Annotated in this window: 14 protein-coding genes and 1 tRNA gene; 7 read left to right on the plus strand and 8 right to left on the minus strand. The window is 56.7% G+C overall.

What is annotated here, in order from left to right:
- The first annotated feature begins 27 nt into the window (after positions 1-27).
- The 3 genes from ACYSMN_RS16770 to ACYSMN_RS16780 all read left to right on the plus strand — a co-directional run bounded on the left by ACYSMN_RS16770 (position 28) and on the right by ACYSMN_RS16780 (position 5,409).
- Positions 28-4,152, plus strand: coding sequence for an RHS repeat-associated core domain-containing protein (locus ACYSMN_RS16770; RefSeq protein ID WP_488925066.1), 4,125 nt, complete (start codon positions 28-30; stop codon positions 4,150-4,152).
- A gap of 5 nt (positions 4,153-4,157) precedes the next feature.
- A complete protein-coding gene (locus ACYSMN_RS16775; RefSeq protein ID WP_488925067.1) occupies positions 4,158-4,553 on the plus strand; it encodes an Imm10 family immunity protein in 396 nt (131 codons plus the stop codon).
- 220 nt (positions 4,554-4,773) lie between these two features.
- Positions 4,774-5,409 carry a hypothetical protein gene (locus tag ACYSMN_RS16780; protein WP_488925068.1) on the plus strand — a complete coding sequence of 212 codons (636 nt, stop codon included), beginning with the start codon at positions 4,774-4,776 and terminating at the stop codon, positions 5,407-5,409.
- Positions 5,410-5,791: 382 nt separating this feature from the next.
- Here the strand turns inward: ACYSMN_RS16780 and ACYSMN_RS16785 are convergent, their stop codons facing one another.
- The 8 genes from ACYSMN_RS16785 to ACYSMN_RS16820 form a co-directional block, all read right to left on the minus strand.
- Complete coding sequence (locus ACYSMN_RS16785; RefSeq protein WP_488925069.1) at positions 5,792-6,202, minus strand: hypothetical protein; 411 nt, start codon at positions 6,200-6,202, stop codon at positions 5,792-5,794.
- Between the two features lie 184 nt (positions 6,203-6,386).
- A complete protein-coding gene (locus ACYSMN_RS16790; protein WP_488925070.1) occupies positions 6,387-7,022 on the minus strand; it encodes a DUF6266 family protein in 636 nt (211 codons plus the stop codon).
- A 57-nt stretch (positions 7,023-7,079) separates the two neighbouring features.
- Positions 7,080-7,682: a thermonuclease family protein gene (locus tag ACYSMN_RS16795; protein WP_488925071.1), complete on the minus strand. Its 603-nt coding sequence runs from the start codon at positions 7,680-7,682 to the stop codon at positions 7,080-7,082.
- 335 nt (positions 7,683-8,017) lie between these two features.
- A complete protein-coding gene (locus ACYSMN_RS16800) occupies positions 8,018-9,367 on the minus strand; it encodes a site-specific integrase (RefSeq protein ID WP_488925072.1) in 1,350 nt (449 codons plus the stop codon).
- Between the two features lie 167 nt (positions 9,368-9,534).
- Positions 9,535-9,616, minus strand: a tRNA-Leu gene (locus tag ACYSMN_RS16805).
- Positions 9,617-9,642: 26 nt separating this feature from the next.
- Entirely contained in the window at positions 9,643-10,179 is a 537-nt protein-coding gene (gene hscB, locus ACYSMN_RS16810; protein ID WP_488925073.1) for a Fe-S protein assembly co-chaperone HscB, read from the minus strand.
- A 109-nt stretch (positions 10,180-10,288) separates the two neighbouring features.
- The gene (locus ACYSMN_RS16815; protein WP_488925074.1) at positions 10,289-10,591 is read right to left on the minus strand and encodes a putative quinol monooxygenase; all 303 of its coding nucleotides are present in this window, start codon (positions 10,589-10,591) and stop codon (positions 10,289-10,291) included.
- A 112-nt stretch (positions 10,592-10,703) separates the two neighbouring features.
- Positions 10,704-11,480 (minus strand): SAM hydrolase/SAM-dependent halogenase family protein, encoded by a 777-nt coding sequence (locus tag ACYSMN_RS16820; protein ID WP_488925075.1) that lies wholly within the window; start codon positions 11,478-11,480, stop codon positions 10,704-10,706.
- Positions 11,481-11,613: 133 nt separating this feature from the next.
- Between ACYSMN_RS16820 and ACYSMN_RS16825 the strand changes: the two genes are divergently transcribed.
- From ACYSMN_RS16825 to ACYSMN_RS16840, 4 genes are all read left to right on the plus strand, one after another.
- The gene (locus ACYSMN_RS16825; RefSeq protein ID WP_488925076.1) at positions 11,614-12,732 is read left to right on the plus strand and encodes a PhoH family protein; all 1,119 of its coding nucleotides are present in this window, start codon (positions 11,614-11,616) and stop codon (positions 12,730-12,732) included.
- Positions 12,733-12,905: 173 nt separating this feature from the next.
- The gene (locus ACYSMN_RS16830) at positions 12,906-13,382 is read left to right on the plus strand and encodes a GNAT family N-acetyltransferase (RefSeq protein WP_488925077.1); all 477 of its coding nucleotides are present in this window, start codon (positions 12,906-12,908) and stop codon (positions 13,380-13,382) included.
- Between the two features lie 262 nt (positions 13,383-13,644).
- The gene (locus ACYSMN_RS16835; RefSeq protein ID WP_488925078.1) at positions 13,645-15,888 is read left to right on the plus strand and encodes a ComEC/Rec2 family competence protein; all 2,244 of its coding nucleotides are present in this window, start codon (positions 13,645-13,647) and stop codon (positions 15,886-15,888) included.
- 54 nt (positions 15,889-15,942) lie between these two features.
- The gene (locus ACYSMN_RS16840; RefSeq protein WP_488925079.1) at positions 15,943-16,407 is read left to right on the plus strand and encodes a hypothetical protein; all 465 of its coding nucleotides are present in this window, start codon (positions 15,943-15,945) and stop codon (positions 16,405-16,407) included.
- The last annotated feature ends 49 nt before the right edge of the window (positions 16,408-16,456 follow it).

Below are 16,456 nucleotides of genomic sequence, written 5' to 3' on the forward strand. Positions count from 1 at the left end.
TTCTTATTTCTTTCTTACAACTCTTGTATGGCGACGGGCGATAAATACATCATGAGCGGGGTGTGGCTCACCTGCGACAAAGGCGTCATGCCGACCATGTTTACCGTGCTGCCCAAGCCGGCGCAGCTCTACGAAGAACCCTACGCTACGGAGTTCGACAAGATACCGCTGGTCAACATCAAGCCCTTCGGGGTGTGCCAGGTCACGCGCACGCCCTGCATGCCGGCACCCGTTAAGTGGGACCGGGTCATGGACTCGGGCCTGACCGTGCTCGGTGGCCGGCCGCTGCTGCACACGAGCAAATGCCAGTGCGGCGCGGGCGGCCAGATCTCGATCAACTTCACCCGCGCCGATGCGAATGCCGCCGTGGCCCTGGACCAGAAGCTCGACCAGGTGGACGAAGCCGCTGACATGGCGAACGAAGCCTCTACCTGGGCGTTTTATGGCGCTATTGCATTAGGTATTGGCGGGGCCATCCTCTGTGCTACGGGCGTGGGCGCGCCGCTAGGAGCCGCTATGATGACCGGCGCCGGCTACCTGATGACCACCAGCACGGTGCTGGCCACCAGCGCGGCCGTGGTCAAGGGTGTCACGCGCGTCGCCCGCGACCCAAGCCTGCAAACCGGCCTCTCCATTGCCGGGGAGGTGCTGCTCGAAGCGGCCGAAGAGTACATCATGAAGAAGCTCGGCGGCAAAATAATCAAGAAGCTCGGCCAGGCCGCCCAGCGGGCCATGAACAAGCTCAACCTCTCGGAGCGAGCGAAAGCATTAGCCAACAAGCGGCTGTGCTCGTTCACGGGTCACCCGGTCGATGTCATCAGCGGCTACCTGTACACCGGAACCGTCGATTTCGAGCTGCCGGGGCCCATTCCGCTCCGGTGGGAGCGGCTCTGGAACTCCACTTCCATTCACCAGGGCCCGCTCGGCCACGGCTGGCACCACGCCTACGACATGGCTCTGTGCGTAGATGCCGAACAGGGCGCGGTAGCCTTCCGCACCGCCGACGGCCGGGGCATCGCCTTCGACCTAGTGGCACTCGGCCAGCGCGACTACAACCGCCTGGAAAAGCTCACGCTGCTACACGACGTGCGCGGCTACGCCGTGCTCGACCACGGCACCGACCTCACCTACCGCTTCGGCGCGGACCGCGGCGATGGCGTCTCGCCGCTCATTGCGGTGGAGAATGCCAACGGCTTTGTCCTCACGTTTCACTACGACGAGCAAGGGCACCTGCGCGGCATCACCGACAGCGCCCGCCGCCCCCTTCAGGTAGCCTGCGACGAGCAGGGACGGGTGCGCGCCATCACGGCCCCGCACCCGACCGAACCCAAGCAGCAAGTGGTGCTGGTGGCCTACGCCTACGACCGGCAGGGCCAGCTCGTGCGTTGCCAGGATGCGCTCGGCCAGGCCGCCACCTACCAGTATACGCAGGGGCTGCTGGTGCGCGAGACGTTCAAGAACGGCCTGAACTTTTACTTTGAGTACGAGGGCACCGGCCCCGAGGCCCGCTGCATCCACACCTGGGGCGACGAGGGCATCTACGACCACACGCTGGCGTATGATGTGGCGGCCAAGCGCACAGTCGTTACCAACTCGCTGGGCCATGCCACCACCTACCAGGGCAACGAGAACGGGCTGGTGGTGGAAACCATTGATGCCCGCAGCGGCGTCACGCTCACCGAGTACAACGAATACAACGAGCTGCTGAGTGAAACTGACCCGTTGGGCAATGAAACCCGCTATAGCTACGACGAGCGCGGCAACCGCATCCAAACGGAACTGCCCGACGGGGCCACGTTGCAGTTTGTGTATGACGCGCAGGACCGCTGCACGCAGGCCACCGACGCCGTGGGCGGGCAGTGGCAGTGGGCCTACGACGAAGCCGGCAACCTGCTCTCCCGTACTAACCCGCTCAGCAACACCGACCAGTACGAGTACACCAACGGCCTGCTCCAGCGCCTCACGGATGCGGCTCATCGTAGCACAGAATTCGTCTACGACGAGGCCTACAACCTGCGCGAGCTGCGTCTGCCCGCCGGCACGAGCAGTCGCTGGCTGCCTGATGGCTGGGGCCGTCCCCGCAAGCTCACCAATGAGCGCGGTAACGTGCAGTGGCGCGAGTACGACCTGCTCAGCCGCATCACGACGGTCCACGAACCCGACGGCAACGTGCGCCGCTTCACCTACGATGCTTTCGATAACGTGGTACGTGCCCAGGACCGCCACCATGATGTGCAGTATGCTTACCGTGGTATGGGTCGATTGATCCGTCGGGTGGAAGCGGGCACGGCCGTGGAGTTCTTGCACGATACGGAAGAGCAGCTGCGCGCCATCGTCAATGAGCATGGCTTAGCCTACCGCTTCGAGTTAGATGGCGTAGGCGACGTCATCACGGAAGCGGGCTTTGAGGGCTTGACGCGCCGCTATGGGCGCGACATAGGCGGGCGGGTAGTAGAGTTGACTCTAGCCACAGGCCAGCGTACCCGCTACGGCTACGACCGCCAGGGCCGGGTCACGGAAGTAGTGTACGCCGATGGAACTACGGAAACGTACCGCTACCGGGCCGATGGAGCGCTGCTGGAAGCAGCAAATGAGATAACGACAGCGGTGTTCGAGCGCGATGTGCTGGGCCAAGTGACGCAGGAAACGCAGGGCACGCACACCATCACGAGTGAATATGACTCCTTGGGCTACCGTATCGGTGTTGTCTCCTCCTTGGGCGCAAGCGTACGTTACGCCCGCGACGCTGCGGGCCAGATAGAACAAATCAAGGCTGGTGAGTGGCAGGCGCTGTTCACGCGCGATGCGCAGGGCCTGGAAATCCAGCGCACCTTGAGCGGTGGGGTGCAAACTCGTTTGAAACGTGATACGTTGGGACGGCTCACAGAGCAGCGCATCAGCACCAACAACAGCCGTGTGGCTGAGCGAGTGCGCAGTTATAGCTGGCAAGAAGATGACCGACTCAGTTCCTTGCATGATAGCGTGCATGGCCTCACCCGCTACGAGCATGATGCGTTAGGCAATTTAGCGGCCACAACCTTTGCCGACGGCACACGAGAACTGCGCCAGCCGGACGCGGTGGGCAACCTATTTCGCACAACTGCCCGACAGGACCGGCGCTACGGCCCTGCCGGGCAGTTGCTAGAGGCCCATGGCACTCACTATTCCTATGATGAAGCGGGCAACCTGCGTAAGAAGACCTTACGAACAGGCCAGGAGTGGCATTACGCCTGGAATAGCGCAGGGCATCTAACGGAGGTGGTACGGCCCGATGGGGGAGTGGTACGCTTCACGTACGATGCCTTGGGACGGCGCGTGAGTAAATCATATAAGGGCAAGGTCACCCGCTGGGTGTGGGATGGAAATAAACCACTGCATGAATGGACAGAACTAACGGTTAGGGCCGGCGCGGCTGCCATTGAGGATTTAGTAACGTGGTTGTTTGAGGCCAATATGTTCGCCCCCCTGGCGAAGTTGCAAGGACAAGAGCGGCACAGCATTTTAACTGACCACCTGGGAACACCTGTGCAGATGCACGATGGGCAGGGACAGTTAGTGTGGGCGGCCGAATTAGATAGCTACGGTAGGACGCGGCGGCAAGAAGGTGAAGCAGTAGCCTGCCCGTTCCGTTATCAGGGCCAATACGAGGATACAGAGACAGGCCTCTACTATAACCGCTTTCGTTACTATGATCCTGAAGCAGGACAGTATGTGAGCCAAGATCCTATTGGATTACATGGAGGGTTTGAATTATATTCCTACGCTCATGATCCTTTGACGTGGGTAGACCCAGAGGGCACAATGGCCTTTGGGTCTGGAAAGGGACAGCATGAGGCGATTGTAAGGGTTGTTGATGATGCTACGGGAAAAACAATCCACAAGGAGAGAATGGTGAGTGGGAATATGACCCCGGATGAGAAAGCTTTAGGCTTTCCTCAATCTAGTTTGGCCACTCATACTGAAGCACGAGCCGTTAAACATATTCCATTGAAAGAAGGACAAACAATGGTCATAACAGGAAAATATCCTCCATGCTCTTCGTGTAGAGGTAAAATGAATGCTAAAACTGCAAGCTCTGGAGGGAACGTAGTTTATCAATGGAGAGAGGACGGGAAAACGAATCGTTGGAAGGCTAAGTGCCCAAAGAAATAGTGATCATGACAAAGACTTTTTCAAGCCAAACAATTTCAATTGAGTGGAATGACGATGAAGGGTATTCATTAATCGGTATGGCCGATGACGAGTCAGACCCTCAAGACTATGTAATATTTCAGAGGTCTTTTGAGTTTGATGAACAAGATGAAAGCTTGGGTCTGAATAGCTACTATTTCGAGTTGTGTGAACAAAAATATTCTAGCTATAACGCTTGTGAGAAAGTGACTTTAAGCAGGGAAAAACTTGTTGTTAAGGTTTCGGAAAGAGCAAAAAGGATTTATCCCGAATATGATACAATAGTAGTTGCGCTTTCCATAGCAGAGCCTGACTATAACAATCTAATTGATGCTTTTAAGTACATACTTCAGGATAATGTAAACGTACTCTCTGTAGAATAGAATGTTTATAATAATTGTTATCTCTCACGCTTGACTAATGCGTAGCACCTACTTGAAAAAGGCTCCTTTATTCCGGTAGCCAAGTCACAAGTCAAAGCATAGTGTTGTGTGTGACCATGTGAGATGTGAAAGGCTTTGACACAAACACTTTTGGCATCACGACACGAAAGAAGATTTGTATTTCAGCCGATTTAGATCTGCTTGACAGGTTGAAATGCCTATGATGAATTTTGGATCGCTGTTCGTCGAGCGCAACAGCAGCATGTTGCTTCAAATAGAAGAATTGACCCCTCGTTACAAATCTAGGATAGGAGGGCTGCCCCCTGCTTTTGTTGATAAAGAGACATTCAAACATACAAAAGAGCTTGGCGAGTATGCCTACCTATTTACGCTGAGTGATGATTTTTCTCATTTTATCAATGGCAAGGATTTATCAGTCTTTATACCAAAGAACTATGATGATTATAGCCAACACTCAATTTATCCAGATTTTAAGTTAAAATGCTTTGTTCACGAACCTTCCAGTATTCCGAGTAAGAATATTGACTTAATATATTCAGCCGTAAAAAAGGGCAGTCTGGCTCCCTTAGTTAAAACATCCGGTAGTGATGAAGAATATAGCTACTTTATCAAGGTTGGCTCAGACCCCTATCATCTTCAGGAGGAGCAGTATTTCTACTCCGAGTTAGAAGCAAAAGGATACACGTTCATCTTTCAACTTGACGAGAATGGTCTCACGGAAGACTTCTTGAACGGAAGTTATCCGTTTGGCTTTGGATCAGTATATTTCTATGGTAGAATCGATCACGACACCCAAAGCATCACGGATATAATTTCTGGCTACTGGCAAAGATAAGCAGCCTCAATAACGCTATCAGTGAGCATAGGCCTGTTAACTAAATTTTCCTAAGTTGCTCCTAACTCCCGACAACAGCGAAGACGGAAAAGCCAATCCTATCGGGCTTATCTTCACCCAAAACTGAGAAAGGGCTGACCGGCCGGTCAGCCCTTTCTGTAAGCTGTCAGTAGCTCGTGGCCGATGACGGCTCACCCGGCTGGCAACCTCTCTGGCTTGGCCACCACATCCTGCGTCTGCTCGTGCAAGGTGTGCAGCTGGTCATTCACCTGTGCGGCGAATAACACGATAAAGAAAGAGCGCCAGCCTACTGGCTGGCGCTCTTCATTGTTTTGGGTTAGGGCAAGCCATTCTGGTCGGGGTTCTCTCGGAGTGAAGTTGGCTACCTGTCCATCACCTGTGGCGTCCCAGGAGCCTCAACCTTAATCGGTGACGTTTTGGCTACCTCACCGAATACGGCTTCCAATGCCAGCGCAGCCCCGCCATTGCCGTCCGGCGTGGGGTTGAACAGCTGCACCTCCTCGCCAGGGGTACTTTCCCCCAGCAGAGCCACCAACTGCCCGCTCAGGTCGCTTGTACGCACGCTATGGGCCAACAGCGTTTCCGTGCTGATGTCCACGCCGTACAGCTGGTTGATTCTATTCACGCGGTTACGGGCATCCAGTGCCCCGGCCGCTGCGATTATCAGCTGCTGCGCTGCCTTGCGGATGAGCCCGTCAAACCGGGCCCGCAACCGCAGCGCATCTTTCGTGCGCTTGTCGGCTTGTTTCTGAAACTCCGTCTTCTTAGCCATGTGTAAAAAGGTTGTCGTAGAAAAATTTAATTCAAGTGAGCCGAAAAGCGGGCAGGGTCTTCTCCCGACTTCCTCCCAGCTTCCTCCTGAGATTCTCCCGGCAGCCCCGGTGCTCCATCATCCTGCCCGAATGCAAAAAAGCCGCCCCGGCCTCAGCGAGTCGGGGCGGCTTTTCACGTCCGCACTAGGCCACCTGAGCAGCCGAGGTAGACGAGGCGTCGGAGCCGTCAGCGCGGTAGGCGAAAGCCAGCGCCGTCAGGTCGGCGGCCTGCACGCCCGTTAGTGCGTCGTCATCTAGCTCCAGCGCGCCATCAGCGCGGGTCACGCCCTCATCTGACTGCGACACCACGCGGCCCGTCTGCTTGTTCACCACTAGGGCCTTCACCCGGTCAGTTTCCAGGGCCGTGTTGCTGTTCGTGTTGTCAGCGAAGCTCACCGTCACCTTGCCGCTCACAGCGTCCAGGGCCGCCGATACGCCCGCCAACGGCTCCACCGAGCCGGCTGACAGCACCAGCTTCGAGTAGTCTATGCTGGCCACGCTCTGCGCGTCGGCCGAAGTGTTGATGAAGTTCTGCGCCACGAAGCGGTTGTAGGGCGACTGGCCGTTCTGCCGCTTCAGGCCCGTTTGTGCCGCTCCCGCGAATTTCTTGAACAAGTCGGCCAGCAGTTTGAAGCGCGAGCGGGTGTTCTGCTGGGCGGGCGTGTTGCTGCCGTTGCTGGCAATTTTGGTGCGCAGCTGGTTATTGCCTGCCCCGCCCGAGAAGGTGAGGTTGCCAATGCTGCCTTTGATGTTGCCCAATGGGCTGTAAATCCGTGCCATGTTGAAAAAAGAGGTTAAATGAGAGAAAAGATGTTGCTGCCTGCTTGCGCGCCCGGCCTACCAGGAGCAGCTACCCCAGTAGGTCAGTTTTTCTTGTTTGTTGAAGCTCCGCCACACTCCCGGCCGAACCGGCGCGGCGTTGCCGCATTTCCACAGCCCCCGGTACCGGGCCTGGGCCAGCTGCTGAAGCAGCGCCCAGCGCGGTATTGTCTGGCCTGGCTCAACCGCCCAGGCCCAGCCCCGCACCACCAGCAACGAGTCCGCCCGCAGCCAGCGGCGACCTGTACCGGCCACCACCGCCACCCGCAGTTCCGCCAAGGTGCGCCCATACAGATCAGCCGCGCCTCGATCCACCTCTAGCAGCCGTCCTCGCAGCAGCCGCGCCGCCGAGTCCGCCGCCTGCCGCCCGAAGGGCTGGCTAAGCTCTGGCGCGTCTACCCCGTGCAGCCGCAGCCGCACCAGCCCGGCCGGAAGCAGCACCTCGTAGGTATCGCCGTCTAGCACCCGCCGTACCGAACCGTACTCCGGCCCCACACCGCGCCGTGCCGCTGCTACTGGCTTTGGCGCAGGCAATGGTTTCGGTAGTGCCGAGGCCCGCACCTGACCATGCGCCAAATGCGCCACCAATGCCCATAGCGCAACTAGTGTGAGCTTCTTCATGCTCACAAATATGTATATAATTTACAGATAAACAGGTATAATTACAGTTAAATGTGTGGTATGTTACTTCAGCCCGGCAGTTGTATCTTGCTCAAATGCTTCGTTGTCTACTTCCGTTACTTCTGCTCCTCTGCTCAACTAGACCACCAACCCTAACGATAACCGCCGTTGAGGCCGCCAAACGTCCTGGCCAGTACGTCCATGTCCGCGCCACAGTAGCCCGCGTATTCACCACTAAGGCTGGCTACACTTTTCTGAACCTTGACCACTCCCGGCCTTACTGTCCACTGAAGGTAGTCATCCGCCCCGACTTGTTGCCCAACCTCATCCGCCACCTACAAAAACGGCCCGCCAAACTGGCGAGCCGCGTAATAGAGGTCGAAGGATATGCTCACTGCCGAAGGCTCCACGGCGCAAATCTGGCTATCTAGAGCCTCCGCGCTGACTGAATTGACTCCCTGACCACCTTCCCAGATGCGCTGCATGGTGTGATGCTGGAAATCCTCCACGACTTTGGCGTAGATGAGCGTGGTTTTGATGTTAGCGTGGCCCAGCACCTTTTGCAGCACTTCCACCGGCATTCCGCGCATCAGGCTTTGGGTGGCAAAGGTGTGCCGCGCCGTGTGCATGGTCACTAGTTCCCACTTCGGCACGGCCCGCTTGAACACCCGCCCGTCTACCGTTTCCACTAGCTCCACCGGTTGTTCCAGTCCCGCCAGCCGGGCAATACGTTTCAGATAGCGGTTCATCACCGCGTTGGCCATGACTGGGAGCAGCCGTGCCCGCGTCCCGTCGTACTTGCCTAGCAGCGCCAGCGCCGGCGCGGTCAGGTAGATACTCACGCCCGTTCGGGTCTTGGTCTGCGTCAGCCGCAGCACCTTGCCGCCTTTCCAGTCCGACAGGTTACCTGGATGCAGGTCGGATAAATCAGAGTACCGTAGCCCCGTATAGCAGCAAAACACGAATGCATCCCGCACCAGCGCCAGGTTATTCGGCAACATGGCTGTGGCCACTGCTGCTAGCTCATCGGCCGTGAGCCAGCATTTCTCCACGTCCTCCCATTCCACGGCCAGCTTCGACGGGTCCACCGCCAACTCCTGCCCGCGGGCTTCCCGCGCCCATGTCAGGAATGGCTTCAGGTGCTTGACCATGCCCGCGATGGTGTTCTGACCGTGGCCCTTCTCCTGGCGCAGCCAACTCACCAGCGCATCGTGCGCCGCCTTGTTGTACTCCACTACCGTCATGCCACCCGGCAGGGTCGCCACCCATTCCGCTACGGCGTTGCGCGTTGTCTTGTAGCCCTTCACCGTGTTGACGCGAAACCCGCGCCCCGGCAACCCGGCCCGGTGCTCATCCAGCAGTTCTACCAGTTCCGGCGCGGGTGCGTCAGCTGCTACCGTCAGCGCTGCCTTTAGCTGGGCCACCGTCACCGCGCCGTGCTTCGTGCGCAGGTTGCTATACGTTGTTTCTACTCGGTTTCGTAAGTCCTTCAACCGGGTTGTAGCGTTGTCAATATCGGCGAAGGACTTTCGGAACCAGCCGGTTTTGTCGTTCCATTCCGAGGCCAGGCATTTCTCCTTGGAGCCTAGCCGCAGCCGTTGGTTTTCAAATGTGGCTACCAGACGGATGACACAGCGCCCAGCCGAATCTGGCCGGTCAGCGCGACGTTCAAAGCAAATGTTCATAGTACAGATGGGGGCAAGTGTGGGGGCAGGATTGGGGACAGAACCTACGCCTAGAGTCGCCGGAAAACATCTGGAGTCTAAAACGAGAAAGCCCCTAAAAAGCCGTGTATCTAGTTGATTCACGGCTTTTTAGGGGCTTATTCAATACCTCGCGTCTAGCGAGATCGTACCCAGAGCCGGGGTCGAACCGGCACATCTTTCGATATCGGTGTTTGAGACCGACGCGTCTACCGATTCCGCCATCTGGGCAAGTTCTACTTCCGGGCCTGTCGGTATCAGGAACGGGTTGCAAACTTAGCCAGACTTTCCCGAATGCGCAATAGATAACGCTTCTTGAGATAGTAGGTGCGCACCTGTTGCAGGGCTTGAGGGCGAGTATCAGGGGGTAAACCGTCGTAGCCGGCGAGCACGGGCTCTATACCCGCTTCCAGCGTATCGGTCAGCGCGTTGACTTCGTTTTCGACGCGGGCGGTGGTGGCTGGATCGGGGTCGAATTCCAGCTCCATTAATTGCTCGTTTAGCTCCATTACTTCCATCAAAAAATCTGGTGGAAGCTCTTGTTTACCCTCTTCGAGCAGTCTGTGCTGGCTAAGAATGTAGGCCATCCGCTGGTCCGGATCGATGAGGGTGCGGTAGGCGTTGGTATTGAGTGTAGCCAGCGTCAGGATTTCCTGTTGGCGCTCCGGACTCTCCGTGGCGTGAAAATCCGGGTGATATTCGCGACTCAAGGCGTAATACTTGCTTTTGAGGGCCTTCTCGTCGGGGAGGAAGCTTTCGGGCAAGTCATAGAGGGCAAAATAATCGGGCAGCATAGGGCAGTGAAGAAACGTGGGGCCAGTAGTGGGGCACTGTAAGGTATACGCTAGGCAGTATTCTAAAGCTCGGAACTAAAAAAGCGACGGAATTCACTCAACAAGCCGACTAATACTTTTCGCTAGTCTCGACTGTGTGAGCCGAAAACGCTAGGGGCGGAGCGGCAAAGAGTGCCTTGGTAGCGGGCCATACGCGCCCAAACAGAGCCGACCGGCGATACGCAGCCAATGCTTCCGCTGATTCCCAATGACTATGGGTGCAGTAGACATGCGGCTGGTCGGCGTCCTGCCACAGCTCCAAAAAACGGCAGCCTGGCATTTGCCGGATCTGTGCCTCAGACTCCCGGAAAAGCTGCAGAAATTCTTCAATTTGGCCTGCAGCAAACGTCATGCGCACGATACGAATCAGCATAGATACAAAGTGGTTGAAATCAAAAGATACAGGTAAGCCATACTGTCATATATTGATTAACATAATAATAAAACAGGTTTGAAATAGCGCTTTAATAAGCAAAAAGACCATTCTAGTCTTCATTCGGAAATCGAATATCTACCTGCGAATCAAAGTGTAGGCCTAGTAATTCGGCGGCGCTGCCCTGGTTGATGCCGATGCAGAGCTGTTGCTGACTGTTGAAAATGCACACCACTTCACCAGGGTCGGCGGCCTGAAAATGGGGCGCTACTTCGCGAACCGTTTCGCGCGCGAAGTGGATGGTGCAAGGACGGTTGCGGCCAATCACTTCCACTGCCGGCCGAGTGATGTTGGTGACCAAGTTGCCGTAGTGATCGACGTGGACGACGTGGCCGGTGATGCGGTTGTCCTGGAGCCGAACCTGGCGGTTGAGCAGCGTGTAGAGGTCCGTGGTGGCGGGGCCCAGATCTTCCAGCAAGCCACCCTGCGCCAAGTGCACGGCGGCGGGAGCCAGCACGTCGCGGGTGGGGGAGGAAGTGACGGACATTGCGGCGCCTAGCATCACTAGTTCGTCGGGTTGCCCATCGCAGAGCAGGGAAAGTAAGCCGTTGTCAGCCGCCACGAAGTAGTGTCCCTGGAAACTTGCCGCCCGCCAAGCCGCCCGTGGGCCGCCTAGGTCATTGACGCCGATTAGGTGTACCGTGCCCGCTGGAAAATCCCGAAATACAGCTTGGAGAACGTGCAGGGCGTGCGCGATGTTAAAGGACTCAACGGCGTGGGTGATGTCGAGGACGGGCACTGCTGGGGCGAGCTGAAGAATCCGCGCCTTCACCGCCGCCACGTAATGGTCGCGGTAGCCGAAGTCGGACAGAAACGTAATCAACCCCATTGCCGGAAATCCTGAGTTCTTCGTACTATTGTTTGGCTGCCCTGAGAGCGGCAAAAGTAGGCTATTTAGCCGAACCACTCCCACTGTCAAAACCGCCTTTTTCCTAACTCCCTAGCTACAAAACCCCCACAGATTGGTCGAGAAAGTCATCACGCTCGAAAATGTGTCCCTGGTAGATTTCCTGGGGCCTGACAACCAGAATATCCGCCAGCTTGCGGCGGCTTTTCCCGGTAGCAAAATTATTTCACGCGGCAACGAGATTAAGATTCAGGGCCAGACGCCCGTTATCAGCCGCATCAACGACATCCTGTCGGCTCTGCTGGAGCATTATCATCAGTACGGGCAGATAACCGACAAAACCATTGCCCAGTACCTGTCCTCGGCCTCCGAAGAGATGGAAGAAGCCCGCATGGCCGCCGCCCCCGACGTAATTCTGTTCGGTTCGAAGGGCGGGGTCATCAAGGCTAAAACTGCCAACCAGCAGCGCCTTGTCGACACAGTGCTCAAGCACGATCTGGTATTTGCACTTGGGCCGGCTGGTACCGGCAAAACCTACATTTCGGTGGCGTTGGCCGTGCGCGCACTCAAAAACAAAGAGGTCAAGAAGATCATCATCTCCCGCCCCGTGGTGGAAGCTGGCGAAAGCCTTGGCTTCTTGCCCGGCGACATGAAGGAGAAGGTAGACCCTTACCTGCGCCCCATTTACGACGCGCTGGAAGACATGCTGCCGCCCGAGAAATTCAAGTTCTACCTCGAAAATAAGACTATCGAGATAGCGCCGCTAGCTTATATGCGCGGCCGTACGCTCAACAACGCGTTTGTACTGCTGGATGAGGCCCAGAACACCACGCCTTCGCAGCTGAAGATGTTCCTGACCCGTATGGGGCCTTCGGCGAAGGTGATGGTGAACGGCGACCGGAGCCAGATTGACTTGCCTACCAAGCAGAAGTCGGGGCTCATTCAGGCACTGGATATTCTGCGCGAGGTACCGGGAATCGGGTTCGTGGAGATGACGGCTGAGGACGTGGTACGCCACCGCCTTGTGAAGCAGATCGTGCAGGCCTACGACCGGTTCGATGTGGAAATGCAGCATGAGCAAGCCAATCAAGCCAACCGCCCGATCCGCGAATACCAGCCCTACCGCCGCCCCAACAATCCTGGCAACGCTGCCTCCGACCCTGGCCGCCACCCCGATGCTCGCCGCGAAGACGACGGCACGCGGGAACTGCCCGTCAACCACGAGCAGCTGTAAGAAGCTAGTTGCTTCTGTGCTGAACTATTCAACACTGGTCCGACAAACGCCATAAACACGTAAAAAGCGGCTTCTTTCGGGAGGCCGCTTTTTTGTTCTCTGTCTATTTTTGCGCGTAGCAAATGTAGAAACTCGTCCGCGAGATGTGCTACGCCTATTCTAACCCGCGCTACATGAAAGTCCACCGTATTGCTTCTCAACCTGATCTGGCGGATGCCTTATCCATTCGACGCACCGTGTTTGTGCTTGGCCAGAACGTGCCCGCCGAATTGGAGCAGGACACGCACGACCACACCGATGCCACTCATTATCTGGCCCGCGCCGCCGACGGCACTGCTTGCGGTACTGCCCGCTGGCGCGCCACCGAAAACGGCGTGAAACTGGAGCGTTTCGCGGTACTGGCTGACTTTCGTAATCAACAAGCCGGCGCCAAGTTGCTCCGGGAAGTACTACGCGATGTTATAGTCGCGCATCCTCATACTACAGTGTACTTGCATGCCCAATTGCCAGCTGTGCGCTTCTATGAGCGGCACGGGTTCGAGAAGGTGGGAGAGATGTTTGAGGAGTGCGACATTCAGCACTACAAAATGGTGTGGAAGCACCAGCTACCTCAGCCAGAAGCAGAAAGTCAGGAAGTAATACGGCTGTAGATTCACGCTTCAGCTTAGTATGAAAAGCTCTTTTGCCGGTGAGGCAGAAGGGCTTTTTGCTGCCGGGTGCACAGCGTTTTGGTAGTCAGTTGAACTTACTGATTGTACGGCGGACCATCTTTTTAGCCCGCAGAAGGCGCAGAAGTTGGCGCAGAGGACGCAGAAGTAGATAGGCTAACGTGCCTAAGCAATTTGTTTAGTTACAAGCCAATTCTCATTAATTTATATATTACGTCTACTATTCTTTATTCATTCTGTGCTTATGATTCATTGGTCTTCCTATGCGTTTGTGCGCCTCACGCTGGCCTTGATGGCTGGTATTCTGACGTATCTATACATCGGGCATGAACTTCCGAGCCTGGTTTGGCCGCTGACGGGCTTGGTTCTGGCATTTGTAGTGCTGCAAGCCTGGGTGTGGCGCAGCCCAAATCCAGCGGCGGCCGACAACGCAGGGCTGCTGGCTCTCATTACGGTGTACGTGGCAGGAGCTGCTTTCACGCAGCAGGCTACTGAATCGACCAGAGACACTCACCTCTACCGTTTTGGTGGTCGCATCGAGTTTTATCGGGCGGTGGTGGACGACTACGTGGTGACGCGGCCCGCTACGTACGCCACTACCGTGCGCGTGTCGGCGGTGCGGGTAAGCGGAGTGTGGCGGCCGGCAATGGGCGGCATTCGGGTTTCCATTCCGCGCGACTCCGGCGTGTTGGTCCCGCAATACGGCGACCTGTGGCTGGTGCGGGGCGCGCCCACGCCGAGCAAAGCGCCTCTCAACCCCGGCGAGTTCGATTACCGCCGCTACTTGGCTTATCACCAGGTCTACCACCAGCAATTCATCCACCCCGACCAGTACCAGAAAATAGGCCTAGCGTCGCCCAATCCGCTAAAAGCCGTGGCTATGCGCGCCGCGCGGGTAGTGGAAGGCGTGTTCAAGCAGTACGTGAAGCAGCCGCGGGAATCGGCTATGGCCTCGGCGCTAGTGCTAGGACTCAAAGATGACATCGACCAGGAAACCAAGCAGGCATACGCGGCCACTGGCACCACGCACATCATGGCCGTATCGGGTTTGCAGGTGGGGTTGCTGTTTGGGGCCGTGACGTGGGTTCTGGGTTTGCTGCCAGGTCGGCGCGGGGCGTTTTTTCGGTTCGTGACGGCGGCGTTGGGGCTGACTGCTATTTGGAGCTACGCGCTGCTGACGGGGCTTTCGGCCTCGGTGCTGCGGGCGGCCGTGATGTTTACCTTCATCATTGTAGCGCGGGCTACGCAACGGCAAACCAACATATTCAACACCTTGGCTGTGGCTGCCTTCTGCCTGCTGTGCTACGACCCGTATTTGCTCTGTGATGTTGGCTTTCAGCTATCCTTTCTCGCTGTTATCAGCATTGTGTATCTACAGCCGCGCATCGTGGGCTGGCTGGATGTGCAGGGCTATTTTCTGGACAAGCAGCGGCCTTGGCAATCCCGATCCGTGCAAAAGTTGTGGAAAGGAGTTGGTTGGGCTGCCAATGGTATTTGGCAGGCCACGGCGCTGTCGTTGGCGGCGCAGGTGGCTACGTTTCCGCTCGGGTTATTCTATTTCCACCAATTCCCGCTCAGCTTCCTGCTTTCCAACCTGGTGGCCGTGCCCATTTCCAGCCTGGCCGTGTACGTAGGGCTGGCGCTGCTAGTCCTGAAAGGGTTAGTCGCGCTTGTTGGCTTGGGCGCGCCGGGACTGGCGGCGGTTCTCGACTGGGGGCCAAGACTTGTGGCCGGGCTGTTCGAAATCCTGATCCGCTGGTTCAACGACTACATCTTCTGGATTGGACGCCTGCTGCCCGACGCGCTTATCACCGGCATCCACGTAACGGCTCCGCAGGCTTGGTTGATCTTCGGCGTAATTCTGGCGCTATTGGCTTTTTTCCGGCTGAAGCATCTGGCTTGGATGGGCGTGGCTTGCGGGCTGCTGAGTGTATTTGCGGGTAGCCGAGTATGGGCCGCGCACCAACTCGCGCCCGATGAGCGCCTCATTGTATACAGCATTCCGCGCCGCTCGGTGGTAGGCTTTTGGCAGGGCCCGACGGCCGAAATCGTGAGTGCCGACTCGTTGCCACTCTCCGAAGCCGAACGTACTTACCGCATCGTGCCGGGCACCATTGAGCGGGAGGCCCGCCGCGTAAGCTACCACACCAGCTGGCGCAGTGCTCCGGTGCCCGCTATGGCCGACACCACAACCGGCTCCAACCTAGTGCTGAGCGTCTGGCGAGGCATGCGGGTGGCGTGGGTAGGCGGAAAACTAGCCGGCGCGCAGGAGCCCGTGCCGGTACAGGTGGTAGTGCTGCGGCGCAATGCCCGCATCTGGCCCGAAGATATAGCCGCTATTTTCGGCAAGCGGCCCGTCGTTGTATTCGACTCGTCGTGCAAGTCCTGGTATGTTTCCCACCTGCGGCCTAAGCTGCAAGCGGCTGGTTGGCAGACGCATGACGTGACGATGCAAGGCGCTTTCGTCTGGTCTCGTCGCGTAAAATAACTGGCTTTATTCCTTATACTTACTTGTTATTCACTTGCTACAACTCCCTCAGCTATGCAAAACCTGGTGAAATACCTCTGCCTCTTGGTGTTGCTGACACTGGCAGCTTCAGCAGGTGTCGCTAATCCACCCAAACCAGTCAACTATGTGAAGATTGAGCACCTCGGTCCGAGTGACAAACCTATTCCTGACCTCATCATTAGTGACGGGCCTATGAAGCAAACCGGAACTGCAACTCAAGTTATTATACCGGTGAGCCATTCTGCTTTTGAATCAGTACTCAGGCATGTAGATGGATACATAAAGAAATCGAGTGGTTATGAGACGGATGTTTACGAATACGGTACGTTCAGAACAACGACTCAGCGTGGTGACTATAAGTTATCCTATACTTCTTTCCCCGCCAGTCAGTCAATTCAATTTTTCCGCTGGATACAACGAATGCTTAATTATTCTCCATCAGCAGAGAAGAAGCACATAAATGATGCTTTGGACGATATAATTCGCCGGTTAGAATAGGTAGGAAACGGCCATCTGCGCTATACCTAGTAGGAAATGAACCCCAGTT

The organism is Hymenobacter sp. M1-2, assembly GCF_057808495.1.

Excerpts from the sequence above, each read along its gene's own strand:
- ACYSMN_RS16770 (WP_488925066.1), top strand. The coding sequence starts at position 28 with ATGGCGACGGGCGATAAATACATCATGAGCGGGGTGTGGCTCACCTGC.
- ACYSMN_RS16775 (WP_488925067.1), top strand. The coding sequence starts at position 4,158 with ATGACAAAGACTTTTTCAAGCCAAACAATTTCAATTGAGTGGAATGAC.
- ACYSMN_RS16780 (WP_488925068.1), top strand. The coding sequence starts at position 4,774 with ATGATGAATTTTGGATCGCTGTTCGTCGAGCGCAACAGCAGCATGTTG.
- ACYSMN_RS16785 (WP_488925069.1), bottom strand. The coding sequence starts at position 6,202 with ATGGCTAAGAAGACGGAGTTTCAGAAACAAGCCGACAAGCGCACGAAA.
- ACYSMN_RS16790 (WP_488925070.1), bottom strand. The coding sequence starts at position 7,022 with ATGGCACGGATTTACAGCCCATTGGGCAACATCAAAGGCAGCATTGGC.
- ACYSMN_RS16795 (WP_488925071.1), bottom strand. The coding sequence starts at position 7,682 with ATGAAGAAGCTCACACTAGTTGCGCTATGGGCATTGGTGGCGCATTTG.
- ACYSMN_RS16800 (WP_488925072.1), bottom strand. The coding sequence starts at position 9,367 with ATGAACATTTGCTTTGAACGTCGCGCTGACCGGCCAGATTCGGCTGGG.
- hscB (WP_488925073.1), bottom strand. The coding sequence starts at position 10,179 with ATGCTGCCCGATTATTTTGCCCTCTATGACTTGCCCGAAAGCTTCCTC.
- ACYSMN_RS16815 (WP_488925074.1), bottom strand. The coding sequence starts at position 10,591 with ATGCTGATTCGTATCGTGCGCATGACGTTTGCTGCAGGCCAAATTGAA.
- ACYSMN_RS16820 (WP_488925075.1), bottom strand. The coding sequence starts at position 11,480 with ATGGGGTTGATTACGTTTCTGTCCGACTTCGGCTACCGCGACCATTAC.
- ACYSMN_RS16830 (WP_488925077.1), top strand. The coding sequence starts at position 12,906 with ATGAAAGTCCACCGTATTGCTTCTCAACCTGATCTGGCGGATGCCTTA.
- ACYSMN_RS16835 (WP_488925078.1), top strand. The coding sequence starts at position 13,645 with ATGATTCATTGGTCTTCCTATGCGTTTGTGCGCCTCACGCTGGCCTTG.
- ACYSMN_RS16840 (WP_488925079.1), top strand. The coding sequence starts at position 15,943 with ATGCAAAACCTGGTGAAATACCTCTGCCTCTTGGTGTTGCTGACACTG.